Source organism: Corynebacterium tuberculostearicum (genome assembly GCF_022347385.1).
GTDB lineage: Bacteria > Actinomycetota > Actinomycetes > Mycobacteriales > Mycobacteriaceae > Corynebacterium > Corynebacterium tuberculostearicum_M.
This window is the reverse complement of sequence record NZ_JAKRDT010000001.1, coordinates 171,888-191,021: the sequence shown is the minus strand read 5'-3', so window position 1 is coordinate 191,021 and position 19,134 is coordinate 171,888. Positions and strand designations below refer to the sequence as shown.

Here is a 19,134-nt window from a genome sequence, read left to right as displayed (position 1 = left end):
TAAAATGCGAAGCATGAAGTATTTTGCTGTTAGCTACGACTACAACCCCAATAATCCGGAGATTGCTAAGGCTCGCCCCGCGCACCGCGAGTTTACCGCGCAGCTTTTTGAGGAGGGCACCATCATTGCCACCGGCCCATTGACGGATTCCAAGGGCGGCGCGCTCATCATTGTGGGGCTTGCCGACGACGCCGTGGTCGCCGACGCCATCGCCCTCATGGACAAAGACCCCTTCTACCAGGCCGGCTGCATCACCGGCCGCAGCTTCCGCGAATGGAATCCCGTCAACGCCCGCTTCTAGTGCGGTAGCTCTTCCTTGGGCAGGTCTTCGGCCTTGCCCAAGAATTCGCCCTTCTTGTTGCGGACGATCTTATTGCCTTCCTCGTCCCAGTCGAAGTGATTGTGCGATACCGGCACTCCGCCTTGGTTCTCATCGCGTTTACTTTTAATAATCGAGGCGATAACCGTAATAACCAAGACACCCACGATCACGATAAGTGAGGTGATGGTGGAAAATTCTGGGATCGACTCCACGTTCTCGCCGCCGTTTACAAACGGCAAGTTATTCTCATGCAGCGCATGGAACATGAGCTTTACACCGATGAAGCCCAAGATGATGCCCAAACCATAGGGCAGGTACACCAAGCGATCCAGTAGGCCATCCAGCAGGAAGTACATCTGGCGCAATCCCATGAGGGAGAAAGCATTCGTGGTAAAGACCAAGAACGCTTCCGAGGTAATGCCGTAGATGGCTGGGATGGAGTCGAAGGCAAACATCACGTCGATAAGGCCGATGGACACCAACGCAATAAATAGCGGGGTGAACGCGAATTTACGCTTGCCCGAAGAATCTTCCACGCGGTGCGTGAGCTTATCGCCGTGGTAGCGCGGGGTGACGTGGACTACCTTGCGGATCAGCTTGATGATGCCCATATCATTGGGATCGGTTTCGGGGGCGTCCCGAATCTCGTCGACGATGAGCTTGATCGCTGTGTAGATGAGAAATATCGCGAATAGGTAGAAGATATCGGACCATGCCGCGATGACCGCAGCACCCAAAAGGATAAACACCAAGCGGCATGCCAAGGCAATAACGATACCGATGAGCAATACCTTTTGCTGGTACTTACGCGGGATCTTGAAAGCGCCCATGATAAGCGCGAAAACAAAGAGGTTATCTACGGATAGCGCCTTCTCTGTCACGTAACCCGTGAGGTATTGGATGCCGTGCTCGTGGTCCCATACGGCCCACACACCGGCACCAAAAAGTAAAGCGATACCGACATAGAATAGGGTCCAGAACCCGGATTCCTTCAGCGTCGGCTCGTGCGGGGTGCGCACGTGGGAGTAGAAATCGAAAACAAAGAATCCAAGAATGACGACGATGGAAATCGCCCAGATCCACAATGGCACATGCATTGGTACATCCCTCCGGTCGAAGATACAACAAATTGACCGGAGGTCTCCCCCGCCCGGCTAGATAGCTGCAGCCGGGCCGGCACGACCGGGAGCATAACGCTTCCGTGCTGACGATCGGTGCCGAAGGATGGGGTACTCCCCTCCAAGACTCGTCCAACCTTACACGATCTTAGAAGGCACCTGTCGAAGGGTTATACGTTGCCTGGACGGTACGGGTGTCGCCAGCATCGCCCTGCGGGGAGGAATCGGAGCCTGCGGAAGAGTCGGGATCGGAAGTAGCGGCAGCTTCGTCCTCCTCTTGCTGCTGCATCTCCTCCTGAATTTCCTTTGGCGCCTCGGCAGGGTCGGCGCCCTTGATCATCCAGATGATGGTATCGAGCTCTTCCGGCTTCACTAGGACCTCGCGAGCCTTGGAGCCCTCGGATGGTCCGACGACGCCACGAGATTCCATCAGGTCCATGAGACGACCGGCCTTGGCAAAACCGATGCGCAGCTTGCGCTGCAGCATCGAGGTCGAGCCCAATTGGGCGGTGACCACCAGCTCGACGGCTTCGAGGAGGTCGTCCATGTCCTTGCCAATTTCCTCATCGATTTCCTGCTTGGCCTCGGATTGCTTCTCCTCAGTCACGCCCTCGGTGTAGTTCGGCGCGGCCTGCGACTTGGCGGCATCGACAACCGCCATGACTTCATCATCCGAGACGAATGCGCCCTGCATACGCACAGGACGCTTGCCCTGCGGAATGAAGAGGCCATCGCCCATACCAATGAGCTTTTCCGCGCCACCCTGGTCCAAGATAACGCGAGAGTCCGTCAGTGAGGACGTCGCGAAGGCCAAGCGTGAAGGCACGTTTGTCTTAATCAGACCGGTCACCACGTCAACGGACGGGCGCTGGGTCGCCAGAACGAGGTGAATACCAGCCGCACGCGCCTTCTGGGTGATACGGACGATGGAGTCCTCAATCTCCTTTGGCGCAGTCATCATCAGGTCCGCCAGCTCGTCGACTACACAGACGATGTACGGGTACGGACGTACCTCGCGCTCGGAGCCTGCCGGTGCCTGGTATTCGCCAGAGACCACCTTGCGGTTATAGTCCTCAATCTTGCGCACGCGAGCAGCCTTCATATCCATGTAGCGCTGCTCCATCTCCTCCACCAGCCACTGCAGGGCTGCTGCGGCCTTCTTCGGCTGGGTGATGATGGGAGTGATCAAGTGCGGAATGCCCTCGTACGGGGTAAGTTCCACCATCTTCGGGTCCACCAAGATGAGGCGAACCTGCTCAGGGGTGGCTCGGGTAAGCAGCGAGACCAACATGGAGTTGACGAAAGCGGACTTACCGGAACCGGTAGCGCCGGCAACCAGCAAGTGCGGCATCTTTTGCACCGAGAACGAGGTGTATTCGCCTTCAATGTCCTTGCCCAAACCGATGAGCATGGGATCCGGTGAGCTGGTCATGCTTGGCGCATCAAGCACCTCGCGCAGGTGCACCATCTCGCGGTCTGGGTTGGGAACCTCAATACCGACGGCCGACTTGCCAGGGATGGGAGTGAGCAAGCGTAGATTATCAGTGGCCACGGCGTAGGCCAGATTGGACTGCAGGTTCGTAATCTTCGATACCTTGACGCCTGGTCCCAGCTCGATTTCATAACGGGTCACCGTTGGGCCACGGCTAAAGCCGGTTACCTGGGCATCGACCTTGAACTCTTCGAAGACATCCGTAATCGCTTCGATGATGCGGTCATTAATCTCCGTGCGCTCCTTGGCTGGAGTGCCCGGGGTCAGCAGGTCCGTGGTGGGAACCGCGTAATTCTCGTTGCCAAACTGCGCGGCCGGCGCAGGTGCAGCAGAGGTACCCGTTTCCCTTGCGGCCTCGGCCGCAGGCTCGGTGGAGTCCACCTGTGCGCCGGTCGTAGCGTCGCGTCCGGAGCGCTCGCGGAAGAGTTGGCGGGCCTTCTCGTGCGCGGACGAGACCACATCAGCGCCTCCTTCCACCGCAGATCCAGCAGCGCCTGCAGCTGCACCGGCTGCTGCAGCGCCAGCGGCACCTGCTGCTCCGGCCGCAGCGGTCTTTGCTGCGCCAGTTGCTGCTCCCGCAGCACCCGCGGCGCCCGCAGCCGCACCAGCGGCCGAGCCAATGGCGGTACCGGCGGCGGTGCCAGCATCAGCACCCGCTGCCGTAGCCGAGCGAGTAGAAGGGGAAGTGGGACGTTGACGAGTAGTGCCCAGCACTCTGGTCGGTTCCGGATCCCCGGAGTCCGGTTGTGCCGGCGACGACGCTGCAGCGTCGTCTACCACCGGGATCTCATCGGTATCGCCAATGTCACGAGAGACCGGCTTCTCAGCCGCGTTAGACACCGACTGGAAGCCGCCACGCGTCGGTGCGCTAAAGGCGCGGGTGGCATGCTCTTCCTCTGCTGTAGCAGGCGAATCTACCGGATAAGAAGAACCACGCGGTGCGGGGTCTTCAGTGGGGCGTCGGAAAGCGCGCAGGCTTCCACCACGCTCAGAGGAACGGCGCTTAGCTGCAGGTCGTGCCGGGCGCTCGCTGCGCTCGCGTCCTTCCGCGATGTCATCAATATCGCCAGTCACGTGGCCGTAGAGGTCATCGCCCTCTTCGTCGTAAAAGTCTTCGTCCGCGCCGCCAAAGCGGGAGAACGCCGCAGCAATGGCATCAGCCACCAACTCATAGGCCTCGCGGATAGTAATGCCGGTGACCAACAAGGCTCCGTAAATAATGACGAGGAACAGCAACGGCACGGCGACGAAGGAGGTGAAGGCCGTCTCCAGAAGGCCGCCGATGGCGTAGCCGATTACACCACCGGCACCACCGGCGCTGTCCGGGGTAAAGCCAAGCTCAGGGGTGCCAGCAAAGATGTAGATCAAGCTGAGCATGGCGAGGACGATGATGCTGATACCGCCCACAATGCGCGGCTTAAAGTGCCCCGCTGGGCCGGAGATATCCATCATCAAGGCAATGGCCAAGGCCACCAGTGCCACCGGCAGTACCCAGGCGCCTGCACCAATGACGTAGCGGACGATATTGCCCACCCAGGCGCCTACCTGGCCGGCAACTCCAAACCAGACGGTAGCCGCAAGCACGATGGCAATACCAATAAGAACGAGCGCCACCGCATCAGGATTTTTCACCTGAATACCGCGTGATTCTTCCTCGCTTACTTCCCTGGTAGAAAGCTCTTCTTCCGCAGCTACATCGCGCGCCCGCGTAACCTTGCTCTTCTTCTTTTTCTCCCCGCGTGCAGAAATTTCTTCCGGCTCCCTCGTCGTCTCGTACTCCTCGGTGTCATATATGTCTTCGCTGGGCTTGAGCCCGGCCACGCCATGGCTTACACCCCGCGCCATATTTCCCATGCCGCGGGCCGTGGCACCAAAGGCAACACCCAAGCCCTTGCCGACGGCACGGAACGCACTGCCCGTACGCTCCTGCGAGGTCGCCGCCGCGCGCCGATGCGAAGACGTCATAGCCAGGTTTTCCGGCATGCCAGCACCGGACCGGCTGCGGCCCGACGGCCGTGAACGATTCGACTTTCGGCGCGTTCCGCGCGAAGAGGCATTTTTGACAGACATGCCTCTACCTTAACCGCGCCACCCCATAAATCACATTAGCCACACGCGTTTCCCTAACACCTGGATCCACAATCTCACGGCGAACGCTTCCCACGCACCCCAAAGCTAAGAAACTGCGATTAAATCAAGATTAGAGAATTGACTTTACGATGGCTTCGGAGTCACCTTCAATCTTGACTTCAGCAGCATCACGCCCGAAGGACCAGAGGATGAGCTCGCCTACCTCGCCTGAAACGCGAACCACGGCATCGCCCTTCTCCACCACGCCATGCGTATCTGCGGCAACGATTCGCGGCAATCCTTCCGGCTGCAGAATGACCGGACGTTCAGATTTGCGCAAGGCCACCTTAGCCAAGGGCTTTAGGTAGCTATGCATCTGTTGCTTGATGCGTGCCGAAAAGTCGCGTGGGCCCATGCCATTAGCCCGGCGAATATCCTCGTGGTGAACAAAGTGCTCCACAAAGTTTTGCTGTGCATCCACGAACCGAACCGGGTTATAGGCAGCAGGTCCCCTCCCCCAGTCATCAACCAGTTCATCAAAATCGCGCTCGGCCACCTTGCGTGATTCCTTTTCCAGCCGGCCGGACAGTGCGTTGACGAAGATGCCGGCGGCGGCATCGGGGCGGTTTTCCCGCACCCATAAATGCACGGCTAGGTCGCGGGTTGTCCAGCCCTCGCACAAGGTAGGTGCATCGGGACCAAGCTTATGAAATAGCGCTACCATCTTGGCGCGCTCAGCAGAAGAAAACGACATAAGCCCCAGCATACCGAGCTAGCTGGCATGCTGGGGCTGTGTCTTACTTAGCGCGAGGCACCCGTATTACTTACAGGGACTCACGTGAAGCGTCGACGTCTTCTTCATCGGTAACCAAAGGGCCGGAGTTGGTCGGCACGATGGTCGGAAGGATAACCGGCTCGCGCTTGTACTTGGAATCCATGAGCTTGGATACCTTACGGCGCAGCTTCTGCACCATGCGGTAGGTATCGTTCTCGCCTTCAGCGGCGAGATCGTTCATGGTGTTTTCCACCATCTCCGCAACCTCCGGCACGATGCCGCGGTCATCATCGGAGAAGCCTGTGGTAGATACCGTTGGGTGCTCCAGCAGGCGCGAGGTGCGGTTATCAATCACACAGGTGATAGAAACCACGCCGCCGGTACCCAGGTTGGTGCGATCAGCCAAGGTATCGGCATCCACATCGCCCATGGACACGCCGTCGACGTACAGGTTACCCACCTGCATCTGGCCTACGACCTCGGCGCGACCCTTGCGCAGGTCCACGACGACGCCGTTTTGTGCCAGCACCGTACGGTCCCGGTCCACACCGGTGGAGATAGCCAGTTCCTTATTGGCGCGCAGGTGGCGCCACTCGCCGTGCACCGGCATAGCGTTGCGCGGGCGCGCTGCGTTGTACAGGAAGAGGAGCTCGCCAGCGTAACCGTGACCGGAAGCGTGCACCTTTACGTCCTGGTTAGTAATGACGTTGGCACCGATCTGGGACAGCATGTTGATGACGCCGTAGACGGCCTCCTCGTTGCCCGGAATGAGCGAGGAAGAGAAGATGATGGTATCGCCATCGCGGACGGTAATCTGACGGTGCTCGCGTCGGGCCATACGCGACAGTGCGGCCATAGGCTCACCCTGCGTACCGGTGGTAATCAGCATGGTCTTATGCGGAGCCATCTTGGCAGCCTCATCGATGGGGATGATGGTGCCGCGTGGGACCTTCAAGAAGCCCATCTTCTCCGCGATTTCCATGTTGCGCATCATCGAACGGCCATTGAAGGCCACCTTGCGGCCGTTTGCCACGGCAGCGTCGATAGCGGCCTGGACGCGGTAGACGTTGGAGGCGAAGGAGGCCAAGATAACGCGCTGCTTAGCGCCGGCAACGAGGCGCTTGAAGTTGGCAGGAATATCGCCCTCAGATGCCGATACACCTGGGACCGTCGCGTTGGTGGAGTCACACAGCATGAGGTCAACACCCTCATCGCCATAGCGGGACAGGGCTGGGAGGTCCGTTGGACGGTTATCCAGCGGGGTTTGGTCCAGCTTGATGTCACCAGTGTGGATGATATTGCCGGCTGGGGTGCCCAGCATGATGCCCAAGGCATCCGGTACGGAGTGGTTGACTGCCCAGAAGCGTACGCGGAACGGACCGTAGGTTACGTCGGACTTTTCATTAACCTCGACGAACTTCGGCTTCTGGCGGTGCTCCTTACACTTTGCAGCAATAAGCGCGATGGTGAAGCGGGAAGCAACGATGGGGATATCCGGACGCAGCTTAAGCAGCCACGGGATAGCGCCGATGTGGTCCTCGTGCGCGTGAGTAACGACGAGGGCCTTGACCTTGTGGATCTTCTTCTCAATCGGGCCAAAGTCAGGCAGGATGAGGTCCACGCCTGGCTCACCAGAGGATGGGAAGAGCACGCCACAGTCGATGATGATGAGGTCATCACCGTACTCGAAGACGGTCATATTGCGGCCGATCTCCGAAATACCGCCCAGAGCGTAAATACGCAGGGCATCCTTCGGCTGCTTCGGTGGTTCCGGCAGGCGCTTGGTCAGATCCGCGCCCTGCATAGACTTGGGCACGTTGCGGCGGCCACGGTTATTGCGGCCGCGGCCCTTACCGTTGCCGTTCTTTCCGTTGCCGTTGCCGTTCTTGCCGCCGTGGTTATTGTTTCCACCGTGGTTATTGCCATTGCCATTGCCGTTGCCACCACGGCCACGGCCGCGGCTGCCACGGGAACGGGAGCGACGGTTGTTGCCGCCATCAGTGTTGTTGTCGGAGGAATTCTTCTTGCCAGAATTATCTTTGTCGCCCTTCGCGGAATTTTCCTGCGCGGAATTGCCCGCATCAGTTGCTGGGGCTTGGAAAACTGGCGAAGCCGCCTCGTTGGAGGCGGTTTCGTTTTCCGCCGGTGGGCCCGCCTTGCGGGTCACCTTGCGGGAACGGTTACGGGGTTCATTCATTCTTAGAGGACTCCAGATTGTTCCAGATCACGGCGAAGTACCTCGCGTTCCTCCTCGCTCGCAGCGGTGACAGGAAGACGGGTATCGCCAACTTCGATGCCCTGCAGGCGCAGGGCTTCCTTTGCAAACGTCGCTCCGCCCAACCGAGCTTGTGCATGGGTAAGCGGAAGGAGCGTAGTGACATTGATTTCTCGGGCGCGGGCCATATCGCCCGCGTCGAAAGCTTCATAAAGTTCTACCAAGGCACGCGGTGCAACATGGCCGATAACGGAGATGAAACCAGATGCGCCGAGGGAAAGCCACGGCAGGTTAATCGGATCATCACCGGAATACCAGGCCAAACCGGTTTCTTGGATGAGTTCTGCGGCCGCAGGAAGGTCGCCCTTGGCGTCCTTTACGGCTTGGATGGTCGGCAAATCCGCAAGGCGGCGGAGGGTATCCGGCGCCACTGGGATGCCCGAGCGGCCAGGGATGTCATAGACACAGATCGGTAGATCCGTGGCTTGCGCGACTGCGGCAAAGTGCTCGTAAACGCCCTTTTGTGAAGGCTTGGAGTAGTAGGGAGTTACCACTAGCAAGCTATCTGCCCCCGCTTCAGCGGTGGCCTGAGCCAGCTTAATGGAGGTTGCGGTGTCATTCGTTCCGGCACCGGCGCAAAGCTTTGCGCGGTCTCCTACTTCTTCCTTTACGGCTTTGAGCAGCTCCAGCTTCTCTTCGACCGAAGTGGTCGGCGATTCACCCGTGGTTCCACCTAGGATGAGCGAATCAACGCCATTGTCAACGAGATGAGCTGCTAGGCGACGACCTGCTGCAACGTCCAGCGAACCGTCACGGTCAAATGGGGTGACCATGGCGACGCCGATGCGTCCAAAGGTGTCGACGCCAGTCTTTGCTGTCATACCTGTGCTCATAGCCGTCAAGATTACCCTTTTGGCTTGCAATTAGCCGCATCGGGGTCCCGCGCGTGTTAGGCGTAGGGGCTCGCTGCCATCTGGGTTCCATCAGCCAGAGTGGTGATATTGAAATCATCAAAGAGCACTGGCGCCTTGCTTTGCAGCAGTTTCAGGCACTCCACCGCAACGTGGCGGAGTTCCTCGTCGGCCTGTTCGGCGGCTCGCGCACCAATAAAGTGCCGCCACGCGCGATAGTTGCCAGTAACAACGATGCGCGTTTCTGTGGCGTTGGGCAGCACGGCACGCGCTGCCTGACGGGCCTGCTTCTTGCGCAGGAGAGCGTTGGGCTCATCCAGCTTCTCTTCCAGTGCGCTAAGCAGTTCATCGTAAACAAAGCGAGTCTCATCTACCGCTTGCATTACCAATCGGCTTAGTTGCTCGTCTTCGGCCACCAATTTAGGCAGGACCACCTCGGTCTCCTCCGGGTGGACAAAGCGCTGGGAGAGCTGCGAGAAGGAAAAGTGCCGGTGCCGCACGAGCTCATGGCTCGCCGACCGCGACAGCCCCGTGATGTACATGGTGGCCGTGGCATGCTCGAGCAACGCAGTATGGCCTACCTCCATGATGTGGTGCAGGTAGGCTTCATTGGTTGCTGTCCGGGGGTTTGGCTTATCAAAAGACTCGTAGCAGGCCCGTCCAGCGAACTCGACAAGTGCTTCCCCATCAGAGGCCGAGTCATCCGCGTGCCACTCCACGCCCCGCGGGGCGTGGAACTGTGTTGCGGCAATGAGCTGAATGTCTAGCTCACTTGCTTTAGCCATGGCTTAAAGCCCCAGGTACTTATCGAGGCCCACGACTAGGCCTGGGTGATCCGCAATTTGGCGCACACCCACCAGTACGCCCGGCGTGAAGGACGCGCGGTCATAAGAATCCTGGCGGATGGTCAGCGACTGACCTTGAGCACCAAAGATGACCTCCTCGTGTGCCACCATGCCACGGGTGCGTACTGCGTGAACCGGAATGCCGTCGACGGTAGCGCCGCGGGCACCATCGAGTTGCTTTTCCGTGGCATCCGGCATGTCTCCCAGACCAGCCTCCTTGCGGGCGGCGGCAATTCCCTCAGCGGTATGGATCGCAGTACCGGACGGCGCATCCAACTTGGTTGGGTGGTGGAATTCGATAACCTCTGCAGTCTCAAAGAACTTGGCAGCCTGCTTAGCTAGCACCATGGTGAGAACTGCAGAAATGGCAAAGCTCGGCGCAATGAGGACATTGCCGGCACCGTCCTGCTTGGTCCATTCCTCCACCTGAGCCAAGCGCTCCTTATCAAAGCCGGTGGTTCCCACCACGCAGTGGATTCCGTGGGCAATGCAGAACTCCAGGTTGCCCATTACCGAATCTGGCTGGGTAAAGTCCACGATGACCTCTGCGTGGGCGTCGATAAGCTGCTGCAGATCATCATCGCGGCCAATTTCTGCCACCAGCTCTAGGTCATCTTCCGCGTTGACGCCTTCAACGATTGCCTGGCCTACGCGTCCGTGCGCGCCTAGTACGCCAACCTTGATAGCCATGGTGTGTTCTCCTTCTTCAGCCACATCGGTAGTACTTTTCTCCCCATCCTAACGCGCATGGGGGTTGCACATTACCTCGCCTTCCTGGAAGGGGTTTGCGCTCTTCGACGACGCCCCTCATTCTCCCTAGGATGGCGGGCATGCAGATCTATATCGCTTCCGTTCCTGTAGACGACGTTGCCCGCGCTCACGATTTTTACGTCAATACCCTTGGCTTCCGAGTCAAGGATGACGTAACTCACGGCGATTTCCGTTGGCTCACCGTCACCAATGCTGAAGGTGAGGGAGATACCGAGCTGCTTCTGGAACCGACGGGCCACCCCGCCGCCAAAGACTACGCCGCAGCACTCAAGGCTGACGGTATTCCGGTCACGCAGTTCCTGTCCGCCGATGTTGAAAAGGAATACAAGGAGCTCAGTGACAAGGGCGTGAAGTTCACCATGGAGCCCACCGATGTTGGGCCGTCCATCATCGCTGTTTTTGATGACACCGTGGGCAACCTTATCCAGCTCGTGGAACTGAAGAAGTAGTCGCACCCCTCCCCCATCACACGGGTTAACAATTGCATCACTTCCTAATGCTTGTCCCACCTGCCCCAGTAGAATGGGTGTAACAACACGGTACGCACCAAGGAAGTGATGAATATGTCTCCCTCAAATTTCTCTCGCACTATCGCCGTGGCCATCAGCGCAGGATGCGCGTTAGCAGTTGCCGCTTGTTCCGATGAAGACACTACGCAGGCAGGCACACCGGCATTTAGTGAGGTTCAGTCAACTACCGACACGGCTGATGCTCCGACCAGCTCCGCTACCCCTGCCACCACTTCTGCACCGCGCAGTAACTCAGCGGCGGATGAAGAAATGCAGAAGCTCTCCCATGACTCAGCCCCAATGGCGTTCGCCGGTATGGGCACGGCCTCTCTCGAGGACCAACAGCACATGCCGGAGGGGCTCGGAAACCTCATTCCCACGGGTGTGCGAGTGGGAGCACACGATGGCTTCACCCGCGTCGTCATCGACCTGGAGGGCGAAGGTGAACCGGGCTGGTTTACGTCCTATACCGATAGCCCTGCCCAGCAGGCATCCGGCAAGCCGGTCGAGGTCCAAGGGAATACTTTCCTCAACTTAGGCATCGAGGGGACGCCGTGGCCTTCTACCCCAGAGCTGAAAGCAAAGTACATGCAGCCAGGCACTACCCCTGGTGCCGGGGTGGTCAGCGCAGTCAACTACACCACCACCTTTGAGGCGCAAACACAGCTCATTATCGGTCTAGAGAAGAAGACTGCCTACTCCGTGACGTATCTGAAAGACCCGTCGCGCGTGGTCATTGACTTCCAGAACTAAGGTTTAGCGGCGCCTCTAAACGGTGCACACCTACGAAGAAAGGCTCTGTCTTCCAGCGAATAAACTGGAAGGCAGAGCCTTCTTTGGGTTTAGGGATTAGTCCTCAACCGGAACCAGGGAAATCTTGCCACGGTTATCGATATCCGCGATTTCTACCTGAACCTTATCGCCAACGTTGATGACGTCTTCTACCTTCTCGATGCGCTCGTCGCCACCCAGGTTGGAAATGTGGATCAAGCCATCGCGACCAGGCGTCAAGGAAACGAATGCGCCGAACGGAACGGTCTTTACCACGGTACCCAGGAAGCGCTCTCCTACCTTCGGCAGCTGCGGGTTAGCAATGGAGTTGACCTTATCGATGGCAGCATCCGCAGCCTCACCGGTGGCAGCGGAAACGTAGACGGTTCCGTCATCCTCGATGGAGACATCGGCGCCGGTTTCCTCGGTGATCTGGTTGATGGTCTTGCCCTTTGGTCCGATAAGCTCACCGATCTTACTAACCGGGATCTTCACGGAAGTGATCTTCGGAGCAAGGCCAGACATCTCGTCCGGGGTATCGATGACCTCAGCCATGGTTTCCAGGATGGTAGAGCGGGCATCGCGAGCCTGCTCCAGTGCTTGGGCCAGGACCTTGGACGGGATGCCATCCAACTTGGTGTCCAGCTGCAGGGCGGTGATGTACTCAGAGGTACCGGCGACCTTGAAGTCCATATCGCCAAAGGCATCCTCGGCGCCGAGAATATCGGTCAGGGCGACGAACTTCTCCTTGCCGTTTACTTCGCCAGAGACCAAGCCCATAGCGATGCCAGCTACCGGAGCCTTCAGCGGAACGCCGGCATTGTAGAGGGACAAGGTGGAGGCACACACAGAGCCCATGGAGGTAGAGCCATTGGAGCCCAAGGCCTCAGAGACCTGGCGGATGGCGTATGGGAAGTCCTCACGAGATGGGATGACCGGAAGCAGAGCACGCTCGGCCAAAGCACCGTGGCCGATCTCGCGGCGCTTCGGGGAGCCCACGCGGCCGGTCTCGCCAGTGGAGAATGGCGGGAAGTTGTAGTGGTGCATGTAGCGCTTGGATTCCACCGGGGTCAGGGAATCAATCTGCTGCTCCATCTTGAGCATGTCCAGGGTGGTAACACCCAGAATCTGGGTCTCACCGCGCTCGAACAAGGAGGAACCGTGAGCACGCGGAACCAGGTCCACCTCAACGGAGAGGTCACGGATATCGGTAACGCCGCGGCCATCGATACGGAAGCCCTCGGAGAGGATCTTCTGGCGCACGATCTGCTTCATCAAAGCGTTATAAGCGCCGCGGATCTGCTTAGACGCATCGGCTTCTTCCAAGTCCTCGAACTGGTCCAAGAGCTTTTCTTCGACCTGCTCCATGTATTCATTGGTGGCATCGTCGCGCTCCTGCTTGCCCGGGATGGTCAGCAGCTTTTCTAGCTTCTTGGTAGCAGCCTTTTCCACTGCAGCGAAGACATCATCGCCGTATGCCGGGAAAAGCGGGAACTCCTGGGTTTCCTTGGCGGCACGCTCCGCCAGACCGTTCTGGGCCTCGCACAAGGTCTTAATGAAAGGCTTTGCTGCCTCCAAGCCTTCAGCGACGGCTGCTTCCTGCGGTGCAGGAGCGCCGTCAGCAATGCGCTCAGCCACGTTGGTGCCAGCACCGGCCTCAACCATCATGATGGCTACGTCGTCCTTGCGGCCCTTCTTGACGATGCGGCCGGCAACGACCATCTCAAAGAGAGCGCGCTCGTGCTGCTCGTGGTTCGGGAACGCTACCCACTGGCCCTCGGGGTGCTTATCGTCAGCAATCAGTGCCATGCGGACGCCACCAACTGCACCGGAGACGGGCAAGCCGGACAGCTGGGTGGCGGCGGAAGCACCGTTGATGGCAACGACGTCGTAGTACTCTTCCGGATCCTGGGACATCACGGTGACAACGACCTGTACCTCATTGCGCAGGCCCTTGACAAAGGTTGGGCGCAGCGGGCGGTCGATGAGGCGACATGCCAGGATGGCCTCAGAAGAAGGGCGACCCTCACGGCGGAAGAAGGAGCCCGGAATCTTGCCGGCGGCGTACATACGCTCTTCTACGTCCACAGTCAGGGGGAAGAAGTCGAATCCCTCGCGCGGCTGGTTGGACGCAGTGGTCGTGGCCAGCAACATGGTGTCATCGTCCAAGTAGGTGGTCACGGAGCCGTCTGCCTGGCGAGCCAACTGGCCGGTTTCGAAGCGCAGGGTGCGGGTGCCAAAGTCACCATTGTCTAGCGTGGCAATGGCCTCGGTAATGCCAAAGTCCTCGTCAATATTGAACTCGACGGAGTTCTGAACGCTCATTAAAAAATGTCTCCTTGAGTGGTTTAGGCGATCGTCGATGCCGCCTGGTCGATTTTTGTCTATGACAACGGTGTCAAATTCTAACAGAAAAACCACAAAAGCCCCGCCAAAGGGCGGGGCGAGGTGGCCGAAGCTGGGCCGAAATTAACGGCGCAGACCCAGGCGAGAGATCAGATCACGGTAGCGATCGACGTTGTTCTCAGCCAGGTACTTCAGCAGGCCACGACGGCGACCAACCATCAGCAGCAGACCACGACGGGAGTGGTGATCGTGCTTGTGGAACTTCAGGTGCTCGGTCAAAGTATTGATGCGGGAGGTCAGCAGGGCAACCTGTGCCTCAGGGGAACCGGTATCGGTTTCGTGCAGGCCGTACTCCTTGAGGATTTCGGCCTTCTTCTCAGTGGTCAATGCCATGAGTATTTCTCCTTTATTTCAGTCCACATTATCGTGACGCATAAGCCAGCGCGATGCGCATTGCTTGTGCGTGCCGCAACTGCTGTGAACCGCAGTCGCTAAGCCAAACAAACACCTTACAGCGCCCAGGCAGAAAAAATCAAAACCACATGGCTTCTAGGCTGTGCTTTTAGAGCTGGCTGAAGAGCGTCTCAAGGCGTTCGACAAACTCTCGCACAAAACGCTCACTATCCACACCCACAGCCACCCGTGCGGTGGGCGGCGCATCCAATCGCTTTTCATCCGCGATTGTCCGTCCACGGGTAGGGCCGGTGGTGTCAGTCTTGAGGTTTATCGAAAGGACGTCGACAAGCGTGGCATCTGCTGCCACCGCAGCGGCCAATGGATCGTGCAAGCCGCACCCGCCCAAGTGCGGCGATGTGGTGGCGTAGGCGCGGATGTAATAGTCCACCATGTCCGCAAAGATGCGGCCGGCGTGGGTGCCGGTAGCGCGCCAACGAGCGGACTCCGCCGTGGTCAATAGGGTGCGCAAGGTGACATCCAAGCCCACCATGGTGGTATCGCTCGTGTGGCGGAAGAGGTAATCGGTAGCTTCCGGATCCTGGGAGATATTGGCCTCAGACCATGGCGTGACGTTGCCAGGAACGGTAAGAGCCCCACCCATCATCACTAGGTGTGCGGATGTGGCAAAGGAAGGGTCTTGCTGCATGGCGTCAGCAATCGTGGTGGACGGGCCGGTGGGAATGATTACTAGATCATCTCCGTGTTCGTGCACGGCCTCGATGAGGAACTCGGCCGCTGGTTGGGACTGCGCCTGGGTGGTTGCCGGCGGAAGCAGGACCTCCCCCACGCCGTTGTGACCGTGGATAAAAGAAGAAATCTCACTTGGCCGAAACCCATCCGGGCTAGGTCCGACAAAGACTGGAATATCGTCTTGGCCCAGCAGCTCTAGAAGGGCCAGGGTGTTGCGCACGGCCAAGGGCACGGTCACGTTGCCGTACGTGCAGGTCACGCCGATTAAATCCAGGTCCGGATGGGCGATGGCATACGCCAGCGCTAGGGCATCATCAATGCCGGTATCAAGATCGAGAATCGCCTTCATTTATTTCTCCCGCAGGAAGTAGTCTTTCGCGGTCCAGCCCTGCGCCTTCGCGTCGGCAGCGAGCACCTGGCGGGCCTTGGCTACGTCATTGGCCATGGCCTCAAGCAGCTCGTCTACGGAATTGAACTTCACCATATCGCGAAGGTGGCCCACAAAGTGCACCGTAGCCTCGTAGCCGTACAGGTCAGCGTCGCGGTCGAGCACGAAGGACTCAATGGATCGCTCCTCATCGCCAAAGGTGGGGTTGGTGCCTACGGAAATGGCGGCCGCATAGGCCACGCCAGGCCGCATATCCCCCTCGATAGAGGAATCAGAGTGGACGATGAACCAGCCCGCGTACACACCATCGGCCGGGATGGCCACCGTATCCGGGAAATACTGATTGGCCGTGGGAAATCCGAGCTCCTTGCCTCCACGTCCTGCGCCGCGCACTACGGGCCCGGTCACGGTGAAATGGCGACCGAGAGCCCAGTTTGCGGATTCGATGTCCCCCTGCGCAAGGCACTCACGGATGTGGGTGGAACAAATGCGCACGCCCTTATCATCCAGCAGTGGAACGATGTCCACGCTAAAGCCAAACTCGGCACCAAAGTCCTGCATAGCCTGGGCGGTTCCGGTCGCGCCGGCGCCAAAAGTGAAGTTCTCTCCTACCACGATGTGCTGGGCTGCGAGCTTTCCTACCAATAAATCTTCTACGTAGGGCCGTGGCTCCACCCCAGCAAGGTCGCGGGTGAAGTCAATAACGAGCACGGCAGCAATGCCCATCTCTTCGGCCAATTCCAGTCGGCGTTCAAAACTCAACACCGACAGGGGCGCACGCTCTGGGAGGAATACCGACACCGGGTGCGGGTCAAAGGTCACCATGACAGGGCGCTCACCATGAGCGCGTGCATGCTCCACACAGGCGGAGATGAGCTGTTGATGGCCACGGTGCAGGCCGTCAAAGACGCCGATGGTTACTGACGTTGGGCCCACTTCCGCGGGGATGTCATCGATTCCGTACCAAATATCCACGCAGACCATCGTAGAGCATAGACTTAGAGGCTATGACTGATGCGCTCGCAAACTCCGGACTCGTCATCGTAGACAAACCCGCCGGCATGACCTCCCACGATGTTGTCGGCCGCCTACGCAGGTACTTTCATACCAAGAAGGTAGGCCACGCCGGTACCCTCGACCCCATGGCCACCGGCGTGCTGGTCCTTGGCGTGGAGCGTGGCACCAAGTTCTTGGCCCACATGGTTGCCTCCACTAAGTCCTATGACGCCACCATTCGCCTGGGCGCCGCCACCACAACCGATGACGCCGAGGGAGAATACTCTTGGGGCGCTAGCGCTGCAGCCATTGACCGCGCCGCAATCGAGGCAGAGATTGCCAAGCTCACCGGCGACATCATGCAGAAGCCCGCGGCCGTTTCCGCTATTAAAATTAACGGCCGCCGCGCCCATGAGCTGGTGCGGGAGGGCCAGGAGGTAGACATTCCCGCCCGCCCAGTAACGGTAGATAAGTTTGACGTTCTGGCAGAGCGCCGTGAGGGCGACTACATCGATCTAGACGTCACGGTGGATTGTTCTTCCGGTACCTATATTCGCTCCCTAGCCCGCGATCTGGGCGAGGCCCTGCAGGTGGGCGGGCACCTGACCGCCTTGCGCCGCACTGAGGTGGGGCCTTTTGCGCTTGCCGACGCCCTCTCGCTCGACGCCCTGGCCGATTCCCCGCGCCTTTCCCTCAGCTTGGATGAGGCCTTGGCTCGCTGCTTCCCCGTCCTTTCCGTCACAGAGGAGGAGGCAGCCGCCCTCGCCATGGGCAAGTGGCTAGAGCCCCGCGGACTCAAGGGCGTCCACGCTGCTGTGGCCCCTAATGGCCAAGCGGTGGCGCTCATTAAAGAAAAAGGCAAGCGCCTGGCCACCGTGTTTGTGGCACGGCCCTCTACCCTTTAATTGCTAAAGTCTAAAGCCGGAACCGAGGTGGAGACGATAACGTAGCCATCTCTGATTACCCAACGCCCGGTGATAAAAGGCACCGGTGTGGGCCTAGCCAAAATATAGGAAATAAGCGTGCCATCCTCGCGCAGGTCAATTTCTGCTTGGTCAAAGTCCAGCCAGCGAAAGGTCATGGGAAACCACGACTTATATGTGGCCTCCTTGGCACAAAAAAGCAATCGGTCCGGGCAGGTAATCCCCGCCTCACGAAGCCGCAAAAGCTGCGGCATCTCCCCCGCTCGGGCGATCATGGTGAGCACATGATCCGGCAGCGGTTCGGCGGGTTCTGCATCCAAGCCCACGGATTTTAAGGCTGAGGTAGGGGCAACCACCGCAGCCCGCATCCCCTCGGTATGCGTCATCGAGCCGACAAAACCTTCTGGCCACAGCGGCATGCCGCGCTCGCCGCGCAAAATCGGCGTTGCCGGATTGGCACCTAATTCCTGCAAGGCTCGGTGCGCACACCACCGAGCATCACCGAACTCGGCCTTGCGCACATCAACTGCCTGGGAAACGAGAGACTTTTCTTCAGCCGCGAGGCCTTCAAAATTAGCCAAATCCGCATAGCCCGAATCCGTGCGCACATAGCAATAGCGCGCACTTTCAGGAAATAGCTCTGGATACATCATCGTGCCTCCTCCCCTTCAAAAGAACGCAGTACCGGATAGGGCCACGTCTGGGTGCTGTCGCGCCCCTGCCATTCGCGTGGATACCCCAATGACGTCTCGATGTGGTCAACGCCGTCCACATTCATGCGAGACGGCATATGAAGGTGCCCATAGATGACGGACTGCGCGTTATAGCGCCGCGGCCACGACCGCGTATGCCTAGTTCCGCACCACAAGGCAATTTCCGGAAAGCGCAACAGCATGGTTGGTTCTTGGACCAACGGCCAATGGTTAACCAACACAGTAGGACCATGTACTCGGGAAAGGCGCTTGATGGAATAGGCCAACCTGTCCCAACACCACGCCCGCACGTCTACGAAGGGGGCGATGGCGAACTCATCGGTCATCATCAGTTGTTTTGCGCGCGCCGCCTCAATGGCTTCGTCCACGCTAAGGCCATGCGGACGGAAACTGTAATCATACAAAGTAAATAGCGGAACGATGGTGGTCCCGTGAAATACCGGATACGGGTCTTCGGGAGTGATAACTCCAATCTCCCTGCACCTTTCCACTAGGTGCGCATACTTTTCTCGGCCTTGATACCGATCCTGGGAGCGGGAGAATAACTCATGGTTGCCCGGCACCCAGATGACCCTGGCATAGCGATCATTGAGCTGGCGCAAAATACGAATGATGAGATCGGTACGCTCTGCGACGTCCCCAGCTACAATCAGCCAATCCGCAGGATCGGGCGGAGTAAGCTGATCAATGCGCTCGCTATTGGCGCTGACCGCTCCATGCAGGTCAGAAACCGCCCACACTGTTGGCATAGGTTTCTCACCTGTCTTCCTAGAAGCTGCGCGCTGCACGTAGCCGCACACCACGCGAGAGTATCAACACGCCC

General features: G+C 58.8%; 17 protein-coding genes. 4 read left to right on the top strand and 13 right to left on the bottom strand.

What is annotated here, in order from left to right; translation table 11 throughout:
• The first annotated feature begins 13 nt into the window (after positions 1–13).
• Entirely contained in the window at positions 14–301 is a 288-nt protein-coding gene (locus tag MHK00_RS00895) for a YciI family protein (RefSeq protein WP_204608652.1), read from the top strand.
• Here the strand turns inward: MHK00_RS00895 and MHK00_RS00890 are convergent.
• The 7 genes from MHK00_RS00890 to dapB form a co-directional block, all read right to left on the bottom strand.
• Positions 298–1,419, bottom strand: coding sequence for a TerC family protein (locus tag MHK00_RS00890; RefSeq protein ID WP_250410064.1), 1,122 nt, complete (start codon positions 1,417–1,419; stop codon positions 298–300). The genes MHK00_RS00895 and MHK00_RS00890 overlap by 4 nt on opposite strands.
• A gap of 169 nt (positions 1,420–1,588) precedes the next feature.
• Positions 1,589–4,915, bottom strand: a complete 3,327-nt coding sequence (locus tag MHK00_RS00885) for an FtsK/SpoIIIE family DNA translocase (RefSeq protein WP_436232059.1) — start codon at positions 4,913–4,915, stop codon at positions 1,589–1,591.
• A gap of 217 nt (positions 4,916–5,132) precedes the next feature.
• A complete protein-coding gene (locus MHK00_RS00880; RefSeq protein ID WP_150851657.1) occupies positions 5,133–5,768 on the bottom strand; it encodes a TIGR03085 family metal-binding protein in 636 nt (211 codons plus the stop codon).
• 58 nt (positions 5,769–5,826) lie between these two features.
• Complete coding sequence (locus MHK00_RS00875; protein WP_250410062.1) at positions 5,827–7,974, bottom strand: ribonuclease J; 2,148 nt, start codon at positions 7,972–7,974, stop codon at positions 5,827–5,829.
• 2 nt (positions 7,975–7,976) lie between these two features.
• On the bottom strand, positions 7,977–8,885 hold the full coding sequence (dapA, locus tag MHK00_RS00870) for a 4-hydroxy-tetrahydrodipicolinate synthase (protein WP_250410061.1): 909 nt from the start codon (positions 8,883–8,885) through the stop codon (positions 7,977–7,979).
• 56 nt (positions 8,886–8,941) lie between these two features.
• Positions 8,942–9,688, bottom strand: coding sequence for an FAD-dependent thymidylate synthase (gene thyX / locus MHK00_RS00865; RefSeq protein ID WP_005325145.1), 747 nt, complete (start codon positions 9,686–9,688; stop codon positions 8,942–8,944).
• 3 nt (positions 9,689–9,691) lie between these two features.
• On the bottom strand, positions 9,692–10,438 hold the full coding sequence (gene dapB / locus MHK00_RS00860; RefSeq protein WP_250410060.1) for a 4-hydroxy-tetrahydrodipicolinate reductase: 747 nt from the start codon (positions 10,436–10,438) through the stop codon (positions 9,692–9,694).
• 140 nt (positions 10,439–10,578) lie between these two features.
• On the opposite strand from dapB, the gene MHK00_RS00855 reads away from it, so the two are divergent.
• A complete protein-coding gene (locus MHK00_RS00855; RefSeq protein ID WP_250410059.1) occupies positions 10,579–10,968 on the top strand; it encodes a VOC family protein in 390 nt (129 codons plus the stop codon).
• Positions 10,969–11,082: 114 nt separating this feature from the next.
• A complete protein-coding gene (locus MHK00_RS00850; protein WP_250410058.1) occupies positions 11,083–11,781 on the top strand; it encodes an AMIN domain-containing protein in 699 nt (232 codons plus the stop codon).
• A gap of 96 nt (positions 11,782–11,877) precedes the next feature.
• On the opposite strand, the gene MHK00_RS00845 is transcribed toward MHK00_RS00850, so the two are convergent.
• The 4 genes from MHK00_RS00845 to MHK00_RS00830 all read right to left on the bottom strand — a co-directional run bounded on the left by MHK00_RS00845 (position 11,878) and on the right by MHK00_RS00830 (position 16,663).
• The gene (locus MHK00_RS00845; protein WP_250410057.1) at positions 11,878–14,124 is read right to left on the bottom strand and encodes a polyribonucleotide nucleotidyltransferase; all 2,247 of its coding nucleotides are present in this window, start codon (positions 14,122–14,124) and stop codon (positions 11,878–11,880) included.
• Positions 14,125–14,268: 144 nt separating this feature from the next.
• Positions 14,269–14,538 (bottom strand): 30S ribosomal protein S15, encoded by a 270-nt coding sequence (gene rpsO / locus MHK00_RS00840; RefSeq protein ID WP_005278802.1) that lies wholly within the window; start codon positions 14,536–14,538, stop codon positions 14,269–14,271.
• Between the two features lie 169 nt (positions 14,539–14,707).
• Positions 14,708–15,640, bottom strand: a complete 933-nt coding sequence (locus MHK00_RS00835) for a nucleoside hydrolase (RefSeq protein WP_250410056.1) — start codon at positions 15,638–15,640, stop codon at positions 14,708–14,710.
• Positions 15,641–16,663: a bifunctional riboflavin kinase/FAD synthetase gene (locus MHK00_RS00830; protein WP_250410055.1), complete on the bottom strand. Its 1,023-nt coding sequence runs from the start codon at positions 16,661–16,663 to the stop codon at positions 15,641–15,643.
• Between the two features lie 23 nt (positions 16,664–16,686).
• Here MHK00_RS00830 and truB point away from each other — a divergent pair, with 23 nt between their 5' ends.
• Positions 16,687–17,580, top strand: a complete 894-nt coding sequence (truB, locus tag MHK00_RS00825) for a tRNA pseudouridine(55) synthase TruB (RefSeq protein ID WP_250410054.1) — start codon at positions 16,687–16,689, stop codon at positions 17,578–17,580.
• Here truB and MHK00_RS00820 read toward each other — a convergent pair.
• The gene (locus tag MHK00_RS00820) at positions 17,577–18,251 is read right to left on the bottom strand and encodes a 4'-phosphopantetheinyl transferase family protein (RefSeq protein ID WP_250410053.1); all 675 of its coding nucleotides are present in this window, start codon (positions 18,249–18,251) and stop codon (positions 17,577–17,579) included. The genes truB and MHK00_RS00820 overlap by 4 nt on opposite strands.
• On the bottom strand, positions 18,248–19,060 hold the full coding sequence (locus tag MHK00_RS00815) for a metallophosphoesterase family protein (RefSeq protein WP_005325166.1): 813 nt from the start codon (positions 19,058–19,060) through the stop codon (positions 18,248–18,250). Before MHK00_RS00815 ends, MHK00_RS00820 begins: the two co-directional genes overlap by 4 nt.
• Between the last annotated feature and the right edge of the window lie 74 nt (positions 19,061–19,134).